Raw genomic sequence first — 24,101 nt, 5'->3', positions numbered from 1 at the left:
GGAGCCACCACTGCGGCTTCCTATGACCGACTGCACGCTCTGTGACCTCCCCACACCGTCGCCGCCAGTCACCGACGCCGACGTCGACGGCGTCTACTGCTGTCGGGGCTGTCTGGAGGTCGCCCGCACGGTCGACGACGTGGCTGCGGCCGACGCCGAGACGGCCAGCGATCAGCTCCGCGAGGAGGTCGACGACGCCGACGACCTAGAGGGGTACGACGCCCAATACCTCAGCGTCTCGGGGATGCACTGTGCGACCTGCGAGGCCTTCTTGGAGTCGACGACCACATCCCACGAGGGCGTCGGCGCAGTTAGCGCGAGCTACGCGACCGACACGCTGAAAGTCCACTACGACCCCGACGAACTGGCGGCCGACGACCTCCCTGAGATCGTCTCGGGCTACGGTTACGAAGCCAGCGAGCGCTCGGTCGACGCCGACCGCGAGCTTGCGGGCGACATCGAGGTCGTGAAGTTCCTCATCGGCGGCGGGCTGTTCGGCATGATGACGATGCTGTGGTACGTGCTGTTCATCTATCCCAAATACTTCGGCCTCCAGTCGCTGGTCGACCTCGGCGGCTTCGACGGCCTCTACCTCTTCACCCAGATCTGGCTGTTGGCTTCCCTCGTCCTGTTTTATACGGGGTATCCGATCCTTCGGGGGGCGTTCGTCAGTCTCCGGGCGGGCGAACCCAACATGGACCTGCTGGTTTCGGTCGCCGCCCTCGGCTCCTACAGCTACAGCACGCTGGCGATGTTCATGGGTCGGACCGACCTCTACTTCGATGTCACGGTGGCGATCATCCTCGTGGTCACGGTCGGCAACTACTACGAGTCGACGATCAAAAGCCGCGCCTCCGATCTCCTCACGGACCTGACGGCGATCCAAGTCGAGGAGGCCCGCCGCCCCGACGGATCGACGGTTCCCGTTGCGGCAGTCGAGCCGGGCGAGGAACTGCTGGTCCGGCCGGGCGACCGGATCCCGGTCGACGGGGTCGTCGAGTCGGGCGTTGCTGCGGTCGACGAAGCCCTCGTCACTGGGGAGTCGGTGCCGCGGACCAAGCGACCGGGCGACGACGTTCGGGGCGGGACGGTTGTCACCGACCAGCCGCTGACGATCCGGGCCGGCGAGGCGGCCGAAAGCACCCTCGACCGGATCGTCGAACTGCTGTGGGAGATCCAGAGCGGCTCGCCGGGCGTCCAGCGGTTCGCCGACAAGCTGGCGACGATCTTCGTCCCTCTCGTCCTGACGGTGGGCGTCCTCGCGGCCGGCTGGACGCTCGTTACCGGCAGCACCCCGACTGCCGCGCTGCTGGTCGGCTTGACGGTCGTCATCGCTTCCTGTCCCTGCGCGCTGGGACTGGCGACGCCGCTGGCGGTCGCACAGGGAATCCAGACCGCCGCCCAACACGGGATGGTTGTCGCCTCCTCGGCGATCTTCGAGACCGCCGCCGACGTCGACGTGATCGCCCTCGACAAGACGGGGACGCTCACCAGCGGCGAGATGCGGGTCACCGAGGTGGCAGGCGACGACCCCGACGACCTGCTGTCGACTGCGGCAGCCGTCGAACGCGCTTCAGCCCACCCGATCGCCGACGCCATCGTCGCCGCCGCGTCGACGACCGACGACACACCATCGACGGGCGATCACGCCACCGATGGCGGCGAACTACTCGCGGACGACGACAGCGCAGCCATCGACACCGCAGCCGGCGTCGACGCGGTCGAGACCTTCGACAAGGGGGTCCGCGGCCGGGTTGAGGGCCGCGAGGTGACCGTCGGTCACCCTGCGTTGTTCGAGGACTGGGCCGACCCTGACGACTACCGCACCGAGGCCGAGCGGCTGGCCGAACAGGGGGATGTCGCGGTCGTCGTCGGCTGGGACGAAACGATCCAGGGTGTGATCGGCGTCGGCGACGAGCCGAAGGCCGACTGGGAGGCCGTCGTCGACTCGCTGGCCGACGGCGATCGGGAGATCGTCGTCCTCACCGGCGACGACACCGCTGCCACCCGGACCTTCGAGGCTCACCCCGCGGTCGACCACGTCTTCGCGGGCGTGCCACCCGAAGCGAAAGCCGAGACGGTCCGCCGGCTCCAGTCCGACGGCCGCGTCGCCATGATCGGCGACGGCAGCAACGACGCCCCCGCGCTGGCGGCGGCGGATCTCGGCATCGCGCTGGCGACGGGGACCAAACTCGCTACCGACGCGGGCGACGTGATAGTCGTCGACGGCGACCTGTCGGCCGTCCCGACGATGTTCACGATCGCCGCTAAAACCCGGAGCCGCATCCGCCAGAACCTCGGCTGGGCGTTCCTCTACAACGGCGTGGCCATCCCACTGGCCGCGACCGGCCTCCTCAATCCGCTGTTCGCGGCGGTCGCCATGGGGGCCAGCAGCCTGCTGGTCGTGCTCAACTCGACGCTTCGGCCGCTCGACTGAGCGACGCTGCGATTTCGACTACGCGGTCAGGCCTCTGCCCACGACCGGATCTCTGTTCGGAGTTCGGTGGCGCTCTCGACGATTACATCGGCCGCCGAGAGATCGGTGTCGTCGTTCGGCCCGCTCCGGTAGGCGATGACGGTCATCCCCGCGTTCTTCCCCGCCTCGACGCCGTTTTTCGAGTCCTCGATCACGAGACACTCCTCCGGCTCGCGGTCGACCTCCTCGGAAGCGTACTGATAAATGTCGGGCGCGGGTTTCCCGTCGCCGTCGATATCCTCGGCGCTGATCGTCTCATCGACGTCGATGTCGAACCGCTCGGTAACGATCCCGTGCCACGCCGGCGGCGCGGAGGTGACGATGGCGACCGGGACGCCCGCTGTTTGGAGATCGTCGACGAGAGCCTGAAACCCATCGAGGAGACTCACCCGCTCGCTGTAGATCTCTCGGGCGACCGCATCGAAGATCTCGATATACTCTTCTTTGCTGATTTTCGTCTCGTACTGTTCGTCGAGGTGGTCGTAGATCTCCCGGTAGTTCATCCCGGTCGTCTCGTCGAGATCCGGATGCTCGCCGGCGAGCGTCGCCGGAAAGATCCGTTCGGGCTGTTCGGTTCGCCAGTAGCGCTCGGAGTCGACGATGACGCCGTCCATGTCAAAGAAGACTGCCCGGTTGGAGTCGGCACTGTCTGCCATACTGTCCCGTCGACTGCCGTAAGTGAACTACCTTGGGATCGGGCGCTATTCAGCCCGCGAGAGGATCGCCTCGCGTAGCTCCTCGGGGTTCTCGGCGACGACATCGGCCTCAGAGAGATCGGTATCGGCGTTGTGTTCGGCCCGGTAGCCGACGACGACGGCTCCGGCCCGTTCGGCCGACTCGATCCCGTTTTCCGAGTCTTCGATCACGAGACAGTTCTCCGGCGGGTGGCCGACGATTTCGGCGGCTTTCTCGTAAATATCCGGTGCGGGTTTCCCGTCGGCATCGAGGTTTTCGGCGGTGATGATCTCGTCGACGTCGATCTCGAAGCGTTCGATCACGATGTCGTGCCACGACGACGGCGAGGAAGTCACGATGGCCACCGGAATCTCGCGCTCGGCCAGCTCATCGCGGAGTTCGTGGAAGCCCTCAAGCAGGTCGACGCGGTTGTGGTAGATGTCCATCGCCACCTCGTCGAAGAGGTCGACGAACTCCTCTTTGCTAATCGTCGTTTCGTACTCCTCGTCGAGGTAGTCGTAGATCTCCTTGTAGTACATCCCGGTCGTCTCGTCGAGATCCGGCTGTTCACCGTCGAGGGTCTGGGGAAAGATGTGCTCGGGCTGTTCGTCGTGCCAGTAGCGCTCGGAGTCGACCATCACGCCGTCCATATCGAACAGTACGGCCGTAACCTGGGTTTCAGTATCGGCCATACAGCCCGGTCGGCGGCTTCGGGTAAAGAGTCTCGCACGTACATTTAGACCTGAAAAGATTCCACACGGCGTATGCCTCCGCAAACCCGGATTCTTGCCGGTGACTGCACCGTTCGCTTCGAAGGGACCCGCGACCGCATCCAGCGCGGCCACGTGGTCGTCCTCGTCAAGCCCGACCGCACCGTGTTGGTCCACGACGCCGACGGCTACCAGCCGGTCGCCTGGCTCACTCGGCCCGACGACGTGACGATCGAACACGACGGCACGGCCTTCAGCCTGCGGGCCCACGCCGATAGCCAGGAGCTACTGGTGACCTCGAACGCCGCCTGCGGCTTCGAGTCGTTCGACGTCTCCGATGCCGGGGTCCCGGTCGGGACCTGCCCCGACTGCGATGGCCCCCTCATCCGGGTCCGCGGTGAGATCGCGTGTCTCGACTGCGAGGAGCGCTATGGTCTGCCGGCCGGGGCGACCGTGCTCGACGACCACTGCGAGGAGTGCGGCCTCCCCCGGATGCGTGTCGACCGCGGCGACGCCTTCGAGTTGTGTGTCGACTACGCCTGCGAGTCGCTGTCGGCGGCGGTCCGCGAGCGGTTCGACGAGGAATGGACCTGTCCGGACTGTGGCGCGCCGCTCCGCGTCCGGAGCCCCGACGGGCGGATCTTCCTCGGCTGTGAGGCCTACCCCGACTGTGAGACCTCGTTTTCGTTCCCCGCCGGCACCGTCGTCGACGACTGCGAGTGTGGGCTGCCGCGGTTCCGGACGGCCTCCGGCGAGCGCTGTCTCGATGGCGGTTGTGAGGTCGACCAACCACGGACCGAGTCGGCCCAGTAGCCCGGTTAGGGTTTGACTAACACTTTGATCGCCTCGCGGTCGTCCATCGCCGCATACCCCTCCGGGACGCCGTCGAGGTCGACCGTCTTGGTGAAGATCGGCGAGGGATCGAGCGTCCCCTGCAGCACGTCGGCCAGCAACTCCTCGGCGTAGGCCCGGACCGGCGCGACGCCCCCGTTGAGCGTGATGTTGCCGCGGAAGAACGGTTCGAGATCAAGCCCCTCGCCCATCCCGTGGGGAACGCCGACGTAGCCGACGGTGCCGCCGGGTCGACAGACCTCGTGGGCGGTCTCCATCGAGGAGGTCGCACCAACGCATTCGAGGACGTGGTTGACGCCGCCGTTGGTGATCTCTCGGACCCTGTCTACGGCTGCCTCGCCGCGCTCGCTCACGCGGTCGGTCGCGCCGAACTCCTCGGCGATGTCGAGCCGATCCTCGTGGTGGCCGATGGCGATGATTCGTTCCGCGCCGAGTCGCTTGGCGGCCAGCACGCCACAGAGCCCGACCGCCCCGTCGCCGACGACCGCGCAACTCGACCCCGCCTCGACGCCCGCGCTTACTGCGGCGTGGTGGCCGGTCGCCATCACGTCCGTCAGCGGGAGGATCGACCGCAGGGTCTCCTCGTCGTCGGCGTGGCGGTCCGGCACCCGGATGAGGGTCCCGTCGGCCTCCGGGCAGTGGACGTACTCGCCCTGTGCGCCGCCGTTGGCCCCGCTCCAGCTGCCGCTGTTCACACAGGAGGTATGGAGTCCCTTCCGACAGAACTCACACCGCCCGCAGCTAATGAAGAAGGGCGCAAAGACGCGGTCGCCCGGCTCGACAGAGACGACATCGTCGCTGACGTCCTCGACGATCCCCATCGGCTCGTGGCCGACGCGGGAGGGGACGTCCCGGTCGCTCTCGCCGCGGTAGAACCAGAGATCGGAGCCGCAGATTGCGGTGTGGGTCACCCGAACGATCGCACCCTTCGGGGAGTCGAGTGTGGGCTCGTCGACCGATTCGATACGGATGTCGCCCGGACCGTGGTATCTCGCTGCGCGCATACCGGATGAGGGTACCGCCGATCCAAAAAGCCACTCGTCGCTCGGTCACAGCCACTCGGCGGACCACGCGCTGATCTCGTCGAACACCGGACACAGCGACTCGCCTTTCTCGGTCAGCGAGTAGTAGGTCGCGATGGGGCTGGCCTCCTCGAATCGCCGGGCGACGTACCCGGTCTCCTGGAGATCGTCCAATACCCGCGAGAGCGTCCGGGAGTTCGCGCCGGTCGACCGCTTGAGTTCGTTGAACCGCTTTTCGCCCTCCTGGAGGTCGTACAGCACCGCCAGCCGCCACTGGGAGCCGATCTCTTCGAGCGATTCGATCACCGGACACGGGGAGTCGTCCGCAACTGCTTCGGCCTGCTGCTGGTCTGCCATACTCCAGCATACACTTCACGAAATATAGGAGTTCGTATCGTAACGTGGTTGCACAATGTAACCAACGAGCTCGAAGCACGGTTTCAGTACCTGACACACGAGTCGACTCCTTATCCGTCTGCCCGCGTATCGTTCACCTATGTTGGACAGTCTGTTGGTCCCCGTTGAGATACTGCTGCAAGCAGGCGTCGACCTCCCGCAGGCAGGTGGCCGAAGCCTGCTCACCGGTGGGCTTTCGTCGTTTGTCACGACGCTCGTCGTGGGGGCGTTGCTCGTCGCTATCGTGCCCGACTACACCGAGCGCATGGTGGCCGCGGCCTTCGACGACCCGCTGTCGTCGTTCTTCTACGGCTTCGGTGCGCTGGTCGGCCTGATCGTCCTCTCGGTCCTGCTCGTGTTGACGCTCGTCGGAATACTGGTCGCTGTGCCGCTCATCATCGCCGCCTATGTGGTCTGGGCGGTCGGGGCGACGATCGCCTTTCTCGCCGTCAGCGACCGACTGGTCAGCCGGGACGGCGGCTGGCTCAAACCGCTGTTGGTCGCGGCGGCACTCAACGGTGGCCTCGCGCTGACCGGGATCGGCGGGCTCGTCTCCTTCGTCGTCGGTGCCGTCGGGGTCGGCTGCGTACTCCGAGACTACCTCGCCTAACGCCCGTCGGAACCGATCCTAGCTGCGAACCGCAGTGCCTTTGGCCAAGCCAGCCGCCCACCGGGTATGAACGGACAGCTACGGGACGGCGTCGTCGCAGTCGCTGGCAACGCCCGCCAGCAGTTCCACGACGCCCGCGGCTACGGCAGCCCCGACGGCGGCAACGCGATCTCCCTCTCGCGGGTCGAGGCCGCCCACTTGCTCCTTCGGGGTGATCTCGACCACGTCGTCGACGGCAACGGCACCCACCTCGGTTTCGAGGCCTTCTTCGCCGACTCCGCGGCGGCCGTCGACCGATTCGCCCTTCGGTTCCTCGTCTACGCCGAACTCCGCGACCGGGGATTCTATCTCTCGCCCGCCCGCGAGGGATGGCCCGGCGACGACGACACTGAGTGGACCGATCTGACGGTCTACCCCCGCGGCACCAAACCCGGCGACGGTGACCCCGCTCACCGGATCGTCGTGGTCGGCGAGCGTGCGGCGGTGCCCGCGGCCGAACTGGGTGGCGTGACGCTGGCGGTCGTCGACGAGGAAAGCGAGATCTCGTATTTCGAGACCGACACCCCCGACTTCGATGGTGGCACGACCTACCAGCCGCCCGACGCCCTCTCGGGGTCGCTGCTCGACGATCGGGTCGTCGTCTGGGACGCTCCCGAGGGCTTCTTCGACCACGGGTTCTACGGCCAGCCGCTGACCGCCCGTGAGGCTATCGTCGACAGCGCGGTCCAACTCTCGCTCGTCGAGGCTGCCGGTCTCGCCGCTGAGGGGGTTCTCGATCTACAGGGGGTCGACGGCCCGGCAGTCGACGCGATCCGCGAGCGTGGCCGCGCCGTTGAGGGCGAACGGTTCGACCGCCGGCTGGCGGTCTACCGCACCCTGCGGGATCGGCAGGTCGTTCCCAAAACGGGGTTCAAGTTCGGTGCCGACTTCCGGACCTACAACACCGTCGAATCGGTCGACGATCTGCCGCACTCGGAGTGTCTCGTGCGGGTCCTCGAAGCCGACCACGCGTTCGATCCCCGCGAGCTATCGCTGGACGTGCGACTCGCCGGCGGGGTCCGGAAACGAATGGTTTTTGCGCTGACCACAGCGAAGGGAGAAGTAGAGTGGCTCACCGTGAGCCGAGTTACGCCATGACCGACGACGAGACACCACGGACGGCAGATGGTGGCACTGGACGCGAAGCCACGCCGCTGACCGACGGCGGCGTCGACGAGACCACCATCGACCCTTGGGGCTCGTCGACGATTGCCGACTACCGCAAACTGTTCGAGGAGTTCGGCATCGAGGAGTTCGAGGAGATCCTCCCCGAGGTGCCCAACCCCCACTACCTGATGCGCCGGGGAGTCATCTTCGGCCACCGCGACTACAGCCCGGTTGCCGACGCCCTCGCAAACGGCGACGATGCGGCCGTCCTCTCGGGCTTCATGCCGACTGGCGACCCGCATATCGGCCACAAACTCGTCTTCGACGAGATCATCTGGCACCAACAGCAGGGCGCGGACGCCTACGGCCTCATTGCCGACTTGGAGGCTCACTCGGCCCGCGGAATGGACTGGGACGAGATCGACGAACACGCCGAGAGCTACCTGTTGAGCCTGCTCGCGCTCGGCTTCGACGCCGAGGAGGGGACGCTCTATCGCCAATCACAGAACCGCGAGCTACAGGATCTGGCCTTCGAACTCGGCTCCAAAGCCAGATTCGCCGAGTTCGGCTCGATCTACGGTTTCGACGGCGAGACCAACGTCTCCCATATGCAGAGCGTCGTCACCCAGATGGCCGACATGCTCTATCCGCAGCTGGTCGACGGCCCCAAACCCACCGTCATTCCGGTCGGCCCGGATCAGGACCCCCACGTCCGGCTCGCGCGGGATCTCTCGGTCCGGATGCGGTTTTTCAAGGTAACGGAAGCGTATGCCAGCTTCGAGACCGACGCCGCCGAAGGTGAGTTGATCCGGGAAGCCTACGACGCGCTCGCGGCCGACCTCGACGATGACGAGATGGTCCGCTGTAAGGACGCCGCCGACTGGTTGGAGGGCCACGAAGTCGACGCCGAACTCACGGCGGCCCGTGCCTCGGCAGTCGACAAACTCTCGGAGGCCGGGATGGAGCCGGTTCGCCCTCGCGTCCGCTTTTTCCACCGTCACGGGCCTGACGAGGCCTTCGAGTCGATGATCGAGGCCATCGAGGGTGAAAAGCGGGTCTACGAGGGTCACATCGACGCCTTCGAGATGGATCTCGACGAGGCCGAGGAGTTGGCCCGCGAGGTGGAGGTCGACAACGGCGGCTACGGCTTCATCCAGCCCTCGTCCATTTATCACCGCTTTATGACCGGCCTGACGGGCGGCAAGATGTCGTCGTCGATTCCGGCCAGTCACATCAGCCTGCTGGACGACCCGTCTGAGGGCTACGACAAGGTCAAATCCGCAACGACGGGTGGCCGTGAGACCGCCGAACTCCAGCGGGAACTCGGCGGCGAGGCCGACGACTGCCCCGTCTACGAACTCTATGCGTACTTGCTGGCGAACGACGACGACGATCTCGCCACCGAGGTCTACGAGGAGTGTGTCGGCGGCGAGCGGCTCTGTGGTGACTGCAAGGAACAGGCCGCTGTGCTGATGAAGGAGTTCCTGAAAAAGCATCAGGAGAAACGCGAAGAAGCGAAAGAACTGCTCGACGACCTTGATATCGACCTCGATTCGGGTCGACGGGGACCGGGCGGCTCGGAGTAATCGGGTCGGGCGTTACCGCGCCTACCAGATCAGCCAGACGTCGCCTTTGACCGTTTCGCGGCGTTCGATCAGCCCGACTTTCGCCATCTTTTGGAGCCGGTTTCGGATGGTCGACATACTCGCTTCGATCTCCGACGCGATCCTGTCGGTCGGCAGCGCTTTGTGTTCTTCGAGCAGGTGGAGAATCGTCTCGTCAGGAAGATTCTCTGTCGGATTTCCCCCCTTCTCACAGTCGACAGTCACGACTGTAATGGGTGAATCATGATTGTTAATACTATCGATTATTCATCCTACGGACGGGCCGACTATCGGGTCGACGACCGCCATCACAACCGCTACCGGCCCGACAGTCATCCAGCCACCCGTCTACTATGACTGCTGAAAAAGACAAGATGCTGAACGGCGAGCTGTACGACGCGTCGGATCCCGAACTCGTCGACGACCGCAGACGCGCCCGTGACCTCACGCGACAGTACAACCGCACGGCTCCCGCCGAGACCGACCGCCGCTGGGACTGTCTCGACGAGCTGCTGGGCTCACACGGCGACCGTGTTCCATCGAGCCACCGTTCCGGTGTGATTACGGCTTCAACATCCACGTCGGCGACGGGCTGGAGGTCAACTTCGACTGTGTGATCCTTGACGTCTGTCGTGTCGACATCGGCGACGGCTGTCTGGTCGGACCCGGTGTCCATATCTACACTGCGACGCATCCGGTCGACCCCACTGAGCGCGCCGACGGCTTGGAGTACGGCAAACCCGTCGAGATCGGCGACAACGTCTGGATCGGCGGCCACGCCACGATCAACCCCGGTGTGACCGTCGGCGACGACGCGGTGATCGCCTCGGGTGCGGTCGTCACCGAGGACGTGCCAGAGGGCGTCGTCGTCGGAGGCAATCCAGCAACGATTATCAAAGAGGTCGACGAGAACGAGTAGCGCCGCACGTGTCGCCCTCCGTCTTCGCAAACGCTAACTGTCGACCCCACAGAATCCTTTCCAACAACCGTATGCGACTCCCGGAATCACAGCTCGCGGTGGTAGAAGCCGCGAGCGCGACAGACCCGACCGCCGTCGACCGGCTGGCCGACGAGACCGACCTCGACCCCGCCGCCGTCACTCGCGCGGCCTTCGACCTCCGCGAGGAGGACCTCGTGACGGTCGACGAACGAATCGAAACCGACGCCGAACTCACCGACGAAGCCCGCGACTACCTCGACGATGGGCTTCCCGAGGTCCGGCTCTACCGTGCCGCCATCGAGGCTGGGGCCGACGACGAGCCGGTATCGATGGGCCAACTCATCGGTGCCTCGGATCTCGGCGGCCCACAGGTCGACATCGCCCTTTCCAATTTCGCGCGCAAGGGGTACGGCTCGATCGACTCCGGCGAAGTCGCTGCCGACCCGGATGCCGACCCCGACAGCGATCCCGAAGCCGCCGCGATTGAAGCCCTCTCGGCGGGCGAGTCGGTCGACGACACCGATCTCTTGGACCAACTCGAACGCCGTGAGTTGGTCGAACAGAGCGAGCGTACCGTTCGTGAGGTCACGCTGACCGACAAAGCCGTCACCGCGCTGATGGAGGGGATCGAGGCCGCCGAGACGGTCGACCGCCTCACCCCCGAGATGCTCACGAGCGGCGAGTGGGCCGAGGTGGAGTTCGCTGAGTACAACGTTGAGGCCGACGCGCCCGCCGTCGAGGGCGGCCGCAAACACATTCTCCGACAGACCGCCGACCGCGTCAAGGACGTGCTGGTCGGCATGGGCTTTCAGGAGATGGAAGGGCCCCACGCCGACGCCGACTTCTGGATCAACGATTGCCTGTTCATGCCGCAGGACCACCCCGCCCGGACCCACTGGGACCGGTTCGCTCTCGACGTGCCGGGGATTCAGGAGTTGCCCGACCAACTGGTCGACCGCGTCGAGTCGGCCCACCGCGAGGGCGTCGGCGAGGACGGCGAGGGGTATCACTCGCCGTGGAGCCGTGACTTCGCGGAGGCTGTTGCCCTCCGGGGTCACACGACCTCGTTGTCGATGCGGTATCTCTCCGGCTTTGCGGGTGCGAACGTCGAGCCGCCGCAGCGCTACTTTTCAGTTGAAAAGGTCTACCGCAACGACACGCTTGATCCGACCCACCTGCTGGAGTTCTTCCAGATCGAGGGCTGGGTGCTCGCCGAGGATCTCTCGGTGCGGGATTTGATGGGCACCTTCGAGGAGTTCTACAAGCAGTTCGGGATCGAAGACATCCAGTTCAAACCCCACTACAACCCCTACACGGAGCCCTCCTTCGAGCTGTTCGGTACCCATCCCACGACGGGCGAACTCGTCGAGATCGGGAATTCGGGAATGTTCCGTCCCGAGGTGCTCGAACCACTGGGTATCGAGGCCGACGTGATGGCGTGGGGCCTCGCCCTCGAACGCCTCCTGATGCTGATGTACGGCTTCGAGGACATTCGGGACGTCCACGGGACGCTGTGTGATCTCGAACTCCTCCGCGAGACGGAGGTGGTCTACTGATGCCAGTCGTCGACGTCGATCCTGACGAACTCCGAGACCTCACGGGCCACGACGAGAAATCCGACGAGGAACTGAAAGAGGACCTGTTCAACCTCGGCCTCGAATACGAGGGCGAGACCGACGACGGCGAACTGCAACTGGAGTTCGCCCCCGACCGGCTCGACCGCCTCTCGGTGGAGGGTGTCGCCCGATCCCTTCGCTACCAGTACGGCGACGACCGTGGCATCTACGTCCCCGACACGAACGACGCCGACTGGACGTTCCACGTCGACGAGACGGTCCCCGAGGGTCGACCCTACGTCACCGGCGCGATCGTCCGGGATGTGAACCTCTCGGAAGACGCTCTCGACTCGCTCATCCAACTACAGGAAAAACTCCACGCGACGATGGGTCGCAAGCGAGCCAAGGCCGCCATCGGCATCCACGATCTGACGATGCTGAAGGGCCAGCCCTACGACGAGGAGACCGACGGGCCGTCGATCACCTACCGGGGCGTCGACCCCGAGGGCGTGAGCTTCGTCCCCCTCGACGCCGACGCGGAGATGACGCCCGCCGAGGTGCTGGAGCAGCACGCCACCGGGGAGAAGTACGCCGACCTCGTGGCCGACTTCGACCGCTACCCGGCGATCTACGACGAACTCGGGCTGTTCTCGTTCCCGCCGGTGATCAACGGCCGCCGAACGGAGGTCGAAGCCGAGTCCCGCGATCTGCTGATCGAACTCACTGGCACCGACCAGTGGACCATCGACCACATCTGCAACATCATCTGCTACGCCCTCTCGGCGCGCGGTGGCACCATCGAGGACGTCGACATCGAGTACGCCGACGCCGCGGCGGCCGACGACGAGTACGGCGCGAACCTCGTCCGCCCGGACTTCTCGGTTCGGACGAAATCCCTCGGCCACGACCGCATCGAGACCGTGCTGGGCGTCGACCTCGACCAGAACACCGTCATCGACCTCTTCGAGCGGTCCGGCCTCTCGGCATCGGTCGGCGATGACGAGGCGGGAGACAACGACGGCGTGGTCTACGAGGTCGAAATTCCGCCCTACCGGGTCGACGTGCTCCATCCGATGGACCTCGTCGACGACCTCGGGCGGGCCTACGGCTTCAACGAACTCGAACCGCGGTACCCCGATGTGGGGACGGTGGGCGGTCGACACGAGCGGACCCGCCTCGAAGACGCCGCCCGCGCGAGTCTCGTCGGGCTGGGCTTCGAGGACCTGCTGAACTTCCACATGATCTCCGCCGAGGCCAACTACGACCGCCTCGGCATCGAACCCGGCAGCGGCGTCGTCGGCGCGGGTGAGCCAGTCGAGATCACCGGCCCCTACAGCGAGGACTACACCCAGCTTCGGAGCTGGGTCCTGCCGTCGCTGCTGATGGTGCTGGAGAACAACACCCACCGGGCCTATCCGCAGGAATTGGCCGAGATCGGGCTGGCCGCCGCGGTCGACGAGATCGAGAACACGAACGTCGCCGAATGGCGGTCGATCGGTGCGGTCATCGCGCGCCACGACGCGACCTACGAGGACGCCAAGGCGCGGCTGGCCGCGCTGTGCGACGACTTCGACGCTACCCTCGAAACGCCGCCGACTGAGCATCCGTCGTTCATTTCGGGGCGGGTGGCCGACGTGGTGGTCGACGGCGAGACGGTGGGTGTGATCGGCGAAGTGCATCCGCAGGTCTTGGTCGACCACGATCTGGAACTGCCGGTGGCAGCGTTTGAGCTCCGGCTCGACGCACTCAGATAGGCCATAGGCTGTCGACACATCCAAACCGGTCGCCTTCTTGTATCGGTTAAATGCCGTCGACGGGAAAGATATCACGCGAGTTCTTCCGCTCACAGATCGCCCCCTACCTCGGTGTCGACCGCTCGGACGTTCGGATCGGCCCGAAACACGGCGTCGACTTCGGCGTGATCGACGTCGACGGCACTGCCCTCGCCCTCGCCACCGACCCCGTCTCGATCCTCCCCGATCTCGGCTTCGAGCGCGCCGGCCGGTTTGCGGTCCGGATCGTCCTCGCGGACGTCGCGGTCTCGGGGCTCAACCCCTCACATCTCGCGATTAGTTTCTCGCTGCCGCCCGAGATGGCCGACGACGACTTCGCCACCGTCTGGGGCGCAATCGACGACGAGTGTGCCGACCTCGGCGTCGACATCGTCACCGGCCACACTGCCCGATATGCGGGCTGTTCGTTCCCGTGGGTCGGCGGAGCGACCGCGATGGCGGTCGGCGATCACGACGACATCATCCGCCCCGACGGCGCGCGGCCGGGCGACGACCTCGTGTTGACGACCGGACCCGCAGTCGAATCGGCCGCACTGTTCGCCTCGCTGTTTCCCGACCAGATCGACTGCGAGCAGCGTGTCGTCGACCGCGTTGCCAGTCGACTCGACGATCTCGATGCGGTCCGTGATGCTCGCACGGCGGTCGACGCTGGCGGGGTCACAGCCATGCACGACGTAACCGAGGGCGGCCTCTTGGGCGCGCTCCACGAGATGGCCGCTGGAGCCGGGGTCGAGTTCGCCGTCGACCGCGCCTCGGTACCCGCCGACCCGGATGTCGAGACGCTGTGTGAGGCCCTCGGCATGAACCGCTGGAGCGCGACGAGTTCCGGCTCGCTCCTGATCGCGGTCGATCCCGACTCCACAGTCAGCGTGGTCGAGGCCCTGCGAGCCCGCGGGACGACCGCCGCCGTGATCGGTCGGGCCGACGTTGGATCGGGAGTCGTTGTCGATGGTGAGTCGACGCAGCCACCCGAGGGCGACGCCTCGTGGCCGGTCTACGAGGCGCTGCTGGAGACGGGTCAGTAACTGATCAGAACCGCCTTACCCGACCGGGACCTACGTACTTCGACCAGCAACTCCTGCTGGAGGTCCCCGATGTCTACCGAATCCATTCGTACACAGCTCCAGTCGTACCGCCAGCGAGCCGACGAAGTCGACGACACGATCACTACCCAGATGGATCGCTGGGGCGTTCCCGTCCTCCGGATCGCAATTGCGGTCGTCTTCGTCTGGTTCGGCGCGCTCAAGATCTTCGGCATCAGTCCCGCGGGCGAACTCGTCGCCGCGACCGTCTACGTCGTCGATCCCGCGCTGTTCGTCCCCGTCCTCGGCGTCTGGGAGGTGCTGATCGGGCTCTGTCTGCTCTATCGCCCGTTGACCCGCTTCGGGATCTTCCTGCTGTTCCTCCAGCTTCCGGGCACGTTCCTCCCGATCGTCCTGCTTCCGGAGGTCGTCTTCACGGCGTTTCCCCACGGGCTCACCGTCGAGGGACAGTACATCATCAAGAACCTCGTCATCATCGGCGCGGCGCTGGTCATCGGTGGCACACTCCGCGAGGAGTGACGGTCGACCCATCAGTACTGTTTTCCGACCGCCGACTGATACCACTGGTGAATGTCGACGATCGACCTCGCGCTCGACTGGACACCGAACACGAACCATACCGGCTTCTACGTCGCCCAAGCGGAGGGCTATTACGCCGACCGAGGGGTCGACGTGGCGATCCACTCGCCGGCGGACGACGACTACGAGACGACGCCCGCAAAGCGGGTCGCCACCTGTGAGTCGACGCTGGCGATCGCGCCGAGCGAGAGCGTGATCAGCTACCAGACCCATCCCGACTACCCCTCGCTGACCGCCATCGCCGCGGTCTGTCAGGAGGACAGAAGCGCGATCGTCACCCTCGAAGACAGCGGGATCGATCGGCCCGCAAAACTCGATGGCCAGCGGTATGCCTCCTACGACGCCCGCTTCGAGGACCACATCGTCCGCCAACTGGTCAGAAACGACGGCGGCGACGGCGATATCGAGATCACGACGCCGCCGAAACTCGGCATCTGGAACACCTTGCTGGAGGGTGAGGCCGACTCGACGTGGGTGTTCATGCCGTGGGAGGGCGTCATGGCCGCCCGCGACGGGATCGGGCTCAACGCCTTCTATCTCGACGACTACGCCGTCCCATACGGCTACACCCCGCTGCTGCTCGCCCGACCCGACACCATCGAGACCGACGCCGACCTGTTGGCCGATTTCCTCGCGGCCACCGCCGAGGGGTATCGGTTCGCCGTCGACAACCCCGACGAAGCCGCTGCCGTCCTCCGCGAGGAAGCCACCGGGATGGATAACGACGATCCCGACTTCCTTCGGGAGAGCCAGCAGGAAATCGCCGAGGCCTATCTCACCGACGACGGCGAGTGGGGCCTCATGGATCACGAGCGGTGGGACGGGTTCGTCGACTGGCTCGCCGAAAAGGAGATCCTCACCACGATCGAGGGCGAGCCCATCCCGGCCAGCGACCTCGATACGGCAGCGCTCTACACGAACGACGTCCTCGAAGCCGGCCAGTAATCGGCCGGCTACGCCGACCGGCTCTCGGCGGTCGACGTCCCGTCGGCTGCCGTCGACCCGACCACACCCGGTAGCTGCACCGTGACAGTCGTGCCGTCGGGGCCGGTCTCGAAGTCGACCTCGCCGCCGAGGGCCGCACTCGCCCACGTGACGATCCAGAGACCGATCCCACTGCCGTGTTCGAGATCGGTCTCCTCGCCTTCCTTGAGCACTTCGAGTTCGTGCGACGGGATCCCCGGGCCGTCGTCGTGGACCTCGAACTGCGCCGTCTCCCCGTCTTCCACGCCGTCGACGGTGACTGCTGGTCCGTCTTCTCCGCCGTGTTCGAGGCCGTTCTCGATGAGGTTCGCAAACAGGCTTTCGAGTAGTTGTGGGTTCGTCTCGATCATGAGGTCCGCCGGCACCCGGTTTTCGACTGTTCCCCCGTATTCTTCGGTCAGTTTCGGGGTGAGTTCGTCGATAACGGCCGCCATTTCGATCGGTTGGGTTCCCAACTCGTCCGATTCGAGGGTCCGTTCAACCGTTCGGGCCTTCTCGCCGAGTTCGAGTACGCCCTCGATATTCCTCGATGCGACCGACAGCATCTCTCCGATTTCCTCGTCGGCATCCTCGGCGGCGATATCGAGATAGCCGGTGGCGACGTTGAGGTCGTTCCGCAGATTGTGTCTGAGCACGCGATTGAGCACGGCCAGCCGCTGTTCTCGTTGCCGCTCGACCGTGATATCTTGGAGTGTCACCGTGTGGCCGATCGGGGTCCCACTGGAGTCGGTGATCTCGGAGACCGAGACGGCGTACTCCCGCTTCCGGCGCTCGCTGCGCCGCTGAATTCGCTGGTCGGTCGCCGCGAGGTCGACCTCGGGGCAGATGTTTTCCAGCGGCGTGCCGAGGAGCGCTCGCTTCTCGCGGTCGAATATCTCGGCGGCCGTCTCGTTGAGATTGATGATCTGGGTGTCGTCGTCGACGATCACTACGCCGAGTCCGAGGTCGTCGATGGCAGTCTGGTTGCCCGCTCGCCGGGCCGCCGGCGTGAGTTCGAACATGTTGCGTCGGAAGAAGGCGTACATGTCGAGGCCGAGATGGACCGGAAACAGCAGGGGCGCGAGGTTGAGCTGTGGGACCGGTCCGACCTGAAAGGCCCACAGGAGGATCCCGGCGAAGACGGGGAGCGGCGAGACCGCGACCGCAAGCGTCTGATACCGGTAGAGCGGGCCGTAGCTCGCAAACGCGTCGGCCAACAGGACGATTCCCGCGGTCGTGATCATCCCCGTGATCAGGAGCATCGCAAACAGCAGCGGCTCGTTGGTCACTGCGACGCCGGCGACACCCGCGACCGGCTCGATGTCGTACTCGCTCCAGACGAGCCCGTGGATCGGATTCGTCGCCACGAGTGCCGTCATCAGCAACTGGAACCCGACGAGCCCACGCATCAACGTCGACTTGACGGCCCCCGTGCGACCCGTGTACTCGAAGGCAAACGCCAGAAAGAAGACGGCACTGCCGTTGATTGCAAGCCAGATCGGGATCTCGAAGGCGAACCGGAGCGTCGGCTCGAACGCCAGTAACGCGAGGCCGTAGGAGACTGTCCAGAGGGTGACACAGCCGATCACCCCGATAAAGTAGTTCGCCCCTTTCTCGCCCCGATAGGGCCAGAGATACCGCAGAAAGAACAGCGAAATCACTCCGGCGACGAACGAACCGATTGCGGGCCACGGAACTGTCACTGCCACTGTCTCCTTTCTTTCGGCTCTATTTAATAAAGGGCGTGGGGCGTAGTATCACCCCTGATAGCGTCGTTCGGTTGGTTCCCCGGATTCCTGAGCCGATTAACATTAGTCCCCCCGGCGTCTTTCGCCGACTAATGCCCGACGGAGAGTACGATCCAGACGCTGTCGAGCCGAAATGGCAACAGCAGTGGGTCGACGACGAAACGTACGCCTATCCCACCGAGTCGACCGATCCGAACACCACCTTTTCGATCGACACGCCGCCGCCGACCGTCTCAGGCAACCTCCACTGGGGCCACGTCTACGGCACGATCCTCCAGGACATCGTCGCTCGCTTCGAGCGCATGCAGGGCAACGATGTCTTCTACCCCTTCGGCTACGACGACAACGGGATCGCCTCCGAGCGCCTGACGGAGTCCGAACTCGACATCCGTCATCAGGACTTCGAGCGCTACGAGTTCCAACAGAAGTGCCGCGAGGTCTGTGCGGAGTACGAGGCAGGATTTACGGAAAAGATGCAGGCGATGGGGATCTCCATCGACTGGAACAACACCTACCAGACGATCTCGCCGGAGGTCCAGCGCGTCTCCCAGCTCTCCTTTATCGATCTCTACGAGCAGGACCGCGAGTACCGACAGAAGGCCCCCGCGATCTGGTGTCCCGAGTGCGAAACCGCCATCTCGCAGGTCGAAACCGAGGACCTCGAAGAGGATTCGTACTTCAACGACATCGCCTTCGAACTCGTCGAATCGGGTGGCGAGCCTACAGACGAAGCGGTCGACGACGACTACGAGTACGAGACGGCGACCGAGCCGGGCGACGATATCATCATCTCCACCACGCGACCGGAACTCATCCCCGCGTGTGTCTCGATGTTCGTCCACCCAGAGGACGACCGCAACGCCCATCTCGTCGGCGGCACCGCGAAAGTGCCCGTCTTCGGCCACGAGGTTCCGATCTACGAGGACGACCGCGTCGACATGGAGAAGGGAACCGGCGTCGTGATGTGCTGTACGTTCGGCGACCAGACCGATATCGAGTGGTACCAGGCCCACGATCTGGACCTCCGAGTCGCCATCGACGAGTCGGGCACCATGACCGATCTCGCGGGCGACTACGAGGGACTCTCCACCCACGAGGCACGGGAGGCCATCGTCGAGGATATCGACGCCGCCGGCCAGCTCCGGGACCGCCGGGCCATCGAACACGTCGTCCAGGTCCACGAGCGCGACGACGTCCCCGTCGAGTACCGCGTCACCGAGCAGTGGTACGTCGACGTTCTTGACAAGCGCGACGAGTACCTCGAAGCGGGGAAGGAAATGGAGTGGTTCCCCGAGAAGATGTTCACCCGCTACCAGCACTGGATCGACGGGCTGGAGTGGGACTGGTGTATCTCCCGCCAGCGATCCTCGGGTATTCCGTTCCCGGTCTGGTACTGTACCGACTGCGACCACGAGATCATCGCCGAGAAAGCCGACCTGCCGGTCGACCCACTTTCCGACGACCCGCCGGTCGAGGCCTGCCCCGAGTGCGGTCACGACGAGTTCGCCCCCGAACAGGATGTCTTCGACACGTGGGCGACTTCCTCGCTCACCCCACTGATTAATGTGGGCTGGGATTGGGACGAGGAGGCAGAAGAGTTCACGATGGACCGACCGGAGATCTACCCGATGGATCTCCGGCCACAGGGCCACGACATCATTTCGTTCTGGTTGTTCCACACCATCATCAAGTGCTACGAACACACCGGCGAGGTGCCGTTCGATTCGACGATGATCAACGGGATGGTCCTCGACGAGAACCGCGAAAAGATGTCCAAATCGAAGGGCAACGTCGTCGATCCCGACGCAGTCCTCGACGAATACCCGGTCGACGCCGCCCGCTTCTGGGCCGCTGGCAGCGCCATCGGCGACGACCTGCCGTACCAGGAAAAGGGCCTCCGCGCGGGCGAGAAGCTGATCCGCAAGCTGTGGAACGCCTCGAAGCTCGTCGAATCGCTGGCCCCAGAAGTGGTCGACCGGCCCGACGAACTCGCAGGTATCGACCGCTGGCTGCTGGCTGAACTCGACGCCACCATCGAGCAGACGGCTGACTACCTGACGAACCGTGAGTTCTCGAAAGCCCGCGACGACCTGCGGACGTTCTTCTGGGGGACGTTCTGTGACGATTACCTCGAAATCGCCAAACAGCGACGCGACGAGGGTGACGATCAGTCGGCCGCGTACACGCTCCGGACCGCCCACGAGCGGTTCCTCAAGCTGTTTGCCCCGCAGTTGGCCCACGTCACCGAGGAACTGTACCGGGATATGTACGACAGCGAGACGAGCGTCCATCACACCGACTGGCCCGAGCCGCTCGGAATCGAGGCCGACCGCGAGGGTGGCACTGCCGCCATGGCAGTCGTCTCGGCGCTTCGCAAATACAAAAGCGACCGCCAGCTCCCGCTTAATGCCGAACTGAGTGATGTCGACGTCTACGGCCCCATCGAGGGCTTCGAGGACGACATCCGTGGCGTGATGCACGTCGACGAGCTCACGGTCCTCGATTCGGAGCCGGAGATCGAGTCGGTGATTACGGAGATCAAACTCGACTATGCGAAAGTCGGCCCGGAGTACGGCTCGCAGGTGCCCGATCTCGAAGCCGGCATCGAGTCCGGGGAGTACGAACTGGTCGACGACGAACTCCACGTCGCTGGCGAGGAACTCGGTGCTGACCTCTTCGAGGTCCACCGCGAGCGCCAGTACGTCGGCGAGGGCGAGATGCTCGAAGCCGACGACGCGATCATCATTATCTCCGAAGCCTAACGCTTCGGCTCCCATATTATAACTAGTCGACCGCTACTACAGGTCGACGCCCACTTTTTCGTCGACGACGGCCTTCACCGCGTCTCCGGTTCGAACGTGGTGGTCGTTGCCGCACGGTAGGTCGTGGAACCGTCTGACGCGTTGAGTTCCAGTTCGAGGTCGACGTCGATCCGCTCTGCCGGGTCAGCCTGCGGGTCGACGATCGTGTTGATAAACACCGTTTCGTCGGTGACATCCGGGGCGTCCGACAGGGCGATCCGCGTCGACCCATCGCCTTCGACCCGGCCGTACGTCAGTGCCGGCCACACCCCGCCCGCGGGCGAGGCGAGGTAGATGTCGGCCGGTGCCCCGGTCGGTGGGGTACGGAGGTCGAACCGGAAGGATTCGAGCGTCGTCGACTCGGCGTACTCGATGAACATCCCGAACCCGAACCGCTCGTCCAGCGACTGGGGGAACGATCCCTGATTGAACCCGACGACGCGGACGTCCTCCCCGTCGTGCCGGTAGACCAGATACGTCTCGTTTTGCCGGTCGTCGTCCCGTCGTTCGGTTTCGGCTTCGAGATCCACTGCCTGGCCGGTGTTGGCCGAACACCCGGCGGTCGTGATCCCGATCGGTATCGCGGTCGACGCGAGGAACCGGCGTCTGTTCATACGAGCACACTCGGTCGTTCCGAAAAATGGGTTGCGGTGGCTCAAATGCGACCACGTTTGACGTCGACCGAACCGTGACGCCGTGGCTGCGGTCCTACAGGTCGACGCCGACCGCATCCTCGATAGAGTCGAACCCATCGCGGTCTAGTAGCTCCAGTAGCCCCCGATTAATCGCCCGTGTGATCGCTGGTCCCTCGAAGACGAGGCCGGTGTAGAGTTGGACGATACTCGCACCAGCGCGGATCTTCTCGTAGGCCCCTTCGGCGTCGCTGATCCCACCCACGCCGACGATCGGGGTATCGGTTCGCTCGGCGATAAACCGGATCAGGTCGGTCGCCTCGCCCTCGATCGGTTTTCCCGAGAGCCCCCCGGTTTCGGCCTTGTTCGGGTTCTCCAGCGAATCCGGTCGGCTCGTCGTCGTGTTCGTCGCGATCACGCCGTCGAGGTCGAGGTCCTCGACGACCGCCAGCGCGTCTTCGATCGCCGGTCGGGGCAGGTCCGGCGAGAGTTTGACGAGCAGCGGCCGTGCACCCGCCTCTTTCAGCGTCCCGAGGATCTCCTCGAGGGCCTCCCGGTTCTGGAGCGAGCGGAGGCCGGGGGTGTTTGGGCTGGAGACGTTGACCGCGAAGTAGTCGCCCGCGTCGGCGACGCGCTCGTAGGTATAGAGATAGTCGTCCGCAGCGTCTTCGAGCGGCGTCGACTTCGATTTGCCGATGTTGACCCCGAGCGGGACGTCGGGCTGTGGCTCGCTATCGAGCCGTCGGCCGATCCGGTCGGCGCCTTCGTTGTTGAATCCCATGCGGTTGATGAGTGCCTCGTCCTCGGGGAGCCGGAACATTCGGGGCCGTGGGTTGCCCGGCTGGCGCTCGGCGGTGACGCCGCCGATCTCGACGTGGCCGAAGCCCAGTGCTTCGAGCGTCCGGGGGATCTCGGCGTTCTTGTCGAACCCCGCAGCGACACCGACCGGGTTCGGGAACTCGAGTCCGAAGACGGTCGTCTCTAATCGTGGGTTCGTGACCGCATACCGTCGACGCAAGAGGTCGGCGACCGGCGTATCCTGAACCGCTCGGAGTCCGGTGTGAACCGTTCGGTGGGCCGTCTCCGGTGGCAGGGAGAACAAAATCGGCTTCGTCAGGCTGTAGGGTCCCATTAGTTGCTGTGAGTGTTTCCACTCCAATCAACTTCCCGAAGCCGCCGTCCGACTGGATGGACTCAGAAATCGTGTTCGACCGTTTCCGGATCCGCCTTCTGGATGATTATCTTGCCGTCACGCACGCGGACGAACACCTCGTCGCCGATATCCATCCCGGCGACCGCGAGCTCGTCTTCGTGCAGGTTGACGTGGACGTTGTGGTACTCGCCGTCGTCGTCTTTCGCACCACTCGGGCTGAGCTTTTTTTTGCGAACCATCGCGGGTGTCTGTCTGCACTTCGCCACACCGAATACATAAGTGTTGTTTACCGCCCTGTGGGCACGATCACCGCGCGGTATCCGTTTCGACCGGTAGACAGTGGCTTTCGGCCTCCGATCTCCACCAAAATCGACCGGCGGCACCGAGGCAGCATTTAAACGTTCGCCCGAAAAGTGCTCATTTACCCGATATATTTATATTAGACCATGTACTCGATTGCCATGGTGAGTAAAACCATGGTACGTGAAGATGGTAAGCGCAATTTCGCACTCCGTGAATCGGACGGCTCCGAAGAGAGCGTGTTTTCCGGTAACACGCCCCGGCAGGCTGCCCTGAAAGCCGCCCGCCGGCTTGATCCGGCCCCGTCCGAAGACGCCGCCGAGCGCGTCGACCTCGAACTCCGCGAGAAGGGCACCGACAAGGTCCACATCTACGAGGGGTGGGCCTGGCACGAAGACGCCCCGGACAACAAGCCCGACTGGATGCCCGACGAGATCACCGAGGCCAACGTCTCCAAACAGGGCATCGAGCATCTCGAGGAGTGACTGCGGGTCGACAGGGCTGACTATTTTGGCGGCATCTCGTGGCTCCGATACTGTTTAGTCTCCGCTGCCGTGAGTCTCACGTGCGCGGCTATTCACCCGACGGGACCGCCTGTGAAAGCAAGGGATGACCGTTCGATCTCCTGCCGCGTCACATTCCGCGCACGTAGGCGCGTGTCTGAACTACCCAGTCGCTTCTCCGTGTATCACGTTTCAGTGTCGGCTTTCCACGTTCTTTTGTTGGTTGTGTACAGTATGTATCAGTCCTCACACGGCATGAAACCGCATGCCGAAGCGGCCTTCCTTCGACGGGGTTAAATGTGTACCTCCCATCCGAAGAAATGCGAAGGTCGCACGGGTCACTCCCGGACGACACCCGCCGTCGGAATCGCCCGACGGCGGCCATCCCACAACGATGCCCTTAAGTGTATAAGGGCATTCGGATGGAATGCAACAGACAACACACGGGATTGCAAGACCGTTCAACTCGGTCGGCACTCGTGGAGCAGATCAAACACGTCTCGCTCACACCGAGCGAGGTTCGACGGGTTTATACCCCTCAACCGTGTTCGATCTAATCCGAAGAAATGGGGATCCCGCCCCTGCGGTACGCCGTACAG

At 64.6% G+C, this 24,101-nt stretch carries 21 protein-coding genes and 1 pseudogene; 13 read left to right on the top strand and 9 right to left on the bottom strand.

Going from position 1 to position 24,101, the window contains the following annotated elements:
- Positions 1 to 22 precede the first annotated feature (22 nt).
- Positions 23 to 2,437 carry a heavy metal translocating P-type ATPase gene (locus NKJ34_RS13090; protein WP_253738759.1) on the top strand — a complete coding sequence of 805 codons (2,415 nt, stop codon included), beginning with the start codon at positions 23 to 25 and terminating at the stop codon, positions 2,435 to 2,437.
- 26 nt (positions 2,438 to 2,463) lie between these two features.
- On the opposite strand, the gene NKJ34_RS13085 is transcribed toward NKJ34_RS13090, so the two are convergent.
- Positions 2,464 to 3,132: an HAD family hydrolase gene (locus NKJ34_RS13085; RefSeq protein WP_253738758.1), complete on the bottom strand. Its 669-nt coding sequence runs from the start codon at positions 3,130 to 3,132 to the stop codon at positions 2,464 to 2,466.
- A 45-nt stretch (positions 3,133 to 3,177) separates the two neighbouring features.
- Complete coding sequence (locus NKJ34_RS13080; RefSeq protein WP_253738757.1) at positions 3,178 to 3,843, bottom strand: HAD family hydrolase; 666 nt, start codon at positions 3,841 to 3,843, stop codon at positions 3,178 to 3,180.
- A gap of 72 nt (positions 3,844 to 3,915) precedes the next feature.
- Between NKJ34_RS13080 and NKJ34_RS13075 the strand changes: the two genes are divergently transcribed.
- Positions 3,916 to 4,674, top strand: a complete 759-nt coding sequence (locus NKJ34_RS13075) for an Sjogren's syndrome/scleroderma autoantigen 1 family protein (protein WP_253738756.1) — start codon at positions 3,916 to 3,918, stop codon at positions 4,672 to 4,674.
- 5 nt (positions 4,675 to 4,679) lie between these two features.
- Here the strand turns inward: NKJ34_RS13075 and NKJ34_RS13070 are convergent, their stop codons facing one another.
- Both NKJ34_RS13070 and NKJ34_RS13065 read right to left on the bottom strand, forming a co-directional pair.
- Positions 4,680 to 5,717, bottom strand: coding sequence for a zinc-dependent alcohol dehydrogenase family protein (locus NKJ34_RS13070; RefSeq protein ID WP_253738755.1), 1,038 nt, complete (start codon positions 5,715 to 5,717; stop codon positions 4,680 to 4,682).
- A gap of 45 nt (positions 5,718 to 5,762) precedes the next feature.
- Positions 5,763 to 6,092: a winged helix-turn-helix transcriptional regulator gene (locus NKJ34_RS13065; RefSeq protein WP_253738754.1), complete on the bottom strand. Its 330-nt coding sequence runs from the start codon at positions 6,090 to 6,092 to the stop codon at positions 5,763 to 5,765.
- 139 nt (positions 6,093 to 6,231) lie between these two features.
- Between NKJ34_RS13065 and NKJ34_RS13060 the strand changes: the two genes are divergently transcribed.
- From NKJ34_RS13060 to NKJ34_RS13050, 3 genes are all read left to right on the top strand, one after another.
- Positions 6,232 to 6,741, top strand: coding sequence for a DUF8173 domain-containing protein (locus NKJ34_RS13060; RefSeq protein WP_253738753.1), 510 nt, complete (start codon positions 6,232 to 6,234; stop codon positions 6,739 to 6,741).
- Positions 6,742 to 6,807: 66 nt separating this feature from the next.
- A complete protein-coding gene (gene endA, locus NKJ34_RS13055) occupies positions 6,808 to 7,878 on the top strand; it encodes a tRNA-intron lyase (RefSeq protein ID WP_253738752.1) in 1,071 nt (356 codons plus the stop codon).
- On the top strand, positions 7,875 to 9,473 hold the full coding sequence (locus NKJ34_RS13050) for a tryptophan--tRNA ligase (RefSeq protein ID WP_253738751.1): 1,599 nt from the start codon (positions 7,875 to 7,877) through the stop codon (positions 9,471 to 9,473). The genes endA and NKJ34_RS13050 overlap by 4 nt, the downstream gene beginning before the upstream one ends.
- Before the next feature lie 21 nt (positions 9,474 to 9,494).
- On the opposite strand, the gene NKJ34_RS13045 is transcribed toward NKJ34_RS13050, so the two are convergent.
- Entirely contained in the window at positions 9,495 to 9,716 is a 222-nt protein-coding gene (locus NKJ34_RS13045; protein ID WP_253738750.1) for a DeoR family transcriptional regulator, read from the bottom strand.
- A 128-nt stretch (positions 9,717 to 9,844) separates the two neighbouring features.
- On the opposite strand from NKJ34_RS13045, the pseudogene NKJ34_RS13040 reads away from it, so the two are divergent.
- From NKJ34_RS13040 to NKJ34_RS13015, 6 genes and pseudogenes are all read left to right on the top strand, one after another.
- Positions 9,845 to 10,410 (top strand): annotated as a pseudogene (locus tag NKJ34_RS13040) (sugar O-acetyltransferase).
- 71 nt (positions 10,411 to 10,481) lie between these two features.
- On the top strand, positions 10,482 to 11,987 hold the full coding sequence (pheS, locus tag NKJ34_RS13035; RefSeq protein WP_253738749.1) for a phenylalanine--tRNA ligase subunit alpha: 1,506 nt from the start codon (positions 10,482 to 10,484) through the stop codon (positions 11,985 to 11,987).
- Positions 11,987 to 13,741: a phenylalanine--tRNA ligase subunit beta gene (pheT, locus tag NKJ34_RS13030; protein ID WP_253738748.1), complete on the top strand. Its 1,755-nt coding sequence runs from the start codon at positions 11,987 to 11,989 to the stop codon at positions 13,739 to 13,741. The genes pheS and pheT overlap by 1 nt, the downstream gene beginning before the upstream one ends.
- A 50-nt stretch (positions 13,742 to 13,791) precedes the next feature.
- Positions 13,792 to 14,805 (top strand): AIR synthase family protein, encoded by a 1,014-nt coding sequence (locus tag NKJ34_RS13025; RefSeq protein ID WP_253738747.1) that lies wholly within the window; start codon positions 13,792 to 13,794, stop codon positions 14,803 to 14,805.
- 69 nt (positions 14,806 to 14,874) lie between these two features.
- Complete coding sequence (locus NKJ34_RS13020) at positions 14,875 to 15,342, top strand: DoxX family protein (RefSeq protein WP_253738746.1); 468 nt, start codon at positions 14,875 to 14,877, stop codon at positions 15,340 to 15,342.
- 51 nt (positions 15,343 to 15,393) lie between these two features.
- Positions 15,394 to 16,347: an ABC transporter substrate-binding protein gene (locus NKJ34_RS13015; RefSeq protein WP_253738745.1), complete on the top strand. Its 954-nt coding sequence runs from the start codon at positions 15,394 to 15,396 to the stop codon at positions 16,345 to 16,347.
- Between the two features lie 8 nt (positions 16,348 to 16,355).
- Here the strand turns inward: NKJ34_RS13015 and NKJ34_RS15890 are convergent, their stop codons facing one another.
- Positions 16,356 to 18,074: a histidine kinase N-terminal 7TM domain-containing protein gene (locus tag NKJ34_RS15890; RefSeq protein ID WP_253738744.1), complete on the bottom strand. Its 1,719-nt coding sequence runs from the start codon at positions 18,072 to 18,074 to the stop codon at positions 16,356 to 16,358.
- Between the two features lie 131 nt (positions 18,075 to 18,205).
- On the opposite strand from NKJ34_RS15890, the gene NKJ34_RS13005 reads away from it, so the two are divergent.
- Positions 18,206 to 20,875: a valine--tRNA ligase gene (locus tag NKJ34_RS13005; RefSeq protein ID WP_253738743.1), complete on the top strand. Its 2,670-nt coding sequence runs from the start codon at positions 18,206 to 18,208 to the stop codon at positions 20,873 to 20,875.
- Between the two features lie 74 nt (positions 20,876 to 20,949).
- On the opposite strand, the gene NKJ34_RS13000 is transcribed toward NKJ34_RS13005, so the two are convergent.
- The 3 genes from NKJ34_RS13000 to NKJ34_RS12990 form a co-directional block, all read right to left on the bottom strand.
- Positions 20,950 to 21,528, bottom strand: coding sequence for a DUF8121 family protein (locus tag NKJ34_RS13000; RefSeq protein ID WP_253738742.1), 579 nt, complete (start codon positions 21,526 to 21,528; stop codon positions 20,950 to 20,952).
- Between the two features lie 94 nt (positions 21,529 to 21,622).
- Positions 21,623 to 22,678: a quinone-dependent dihydroorotate dehydrogenase gene (locus NKJ34_RS12995; protein WP_253738741.1), complete on the bottom strand. Its 1,056-nt coding sequence runs from the start codon at positions 22,676 to 22,678 to the stop codon at positions 21,623 to 21,625.
- A 62-nt stretch (positions 22,679 to 22,740) separates the two neighbouring features.
- Entirely contained in the window at positions 22,741 to 22,938 is a 198-nt protein-coding gene (locus tag NKJ34_RS12990) for a hypothetical protein (RefSeq protein ID WP_253738740.1), read from the bottom strand.
- Between the two features lie 237 nt (positions 22,939 to 23,175).
- Here NKJ34_RS12990 and NKJ34_RS12985 point away from each other — a divergent pair, with 237 nt between their 5' ends.
- Complete coding sequence (locus NKJ34_RS12985; protein ID WP_253738739.1) at positions 23,176 to 23,484, top strand: non-histone chromosomal MC1 family protein; 309 nt, start codon at positions 23,176 to 23,178, stop codon at positions 23,482 to 23,484.
- Positions 23,485 to 24,101: the final 617 nt, after the last annotated feature.

The sequence above is a fragment of the Halohasta salina genome, assembly GCF_024178165.1.
Taxonomy (GTDB): Archaea; Halobacteriota; Halobacteria; order Halobacteriales; family Haloferacaceae; genus Halohasta; species Halohasta salina.
The sequence above is the reverse complement of the archived record's forward strand: the minus strand, read 5'-3'. Positions and strand labels throughout refer to the sequence as shown.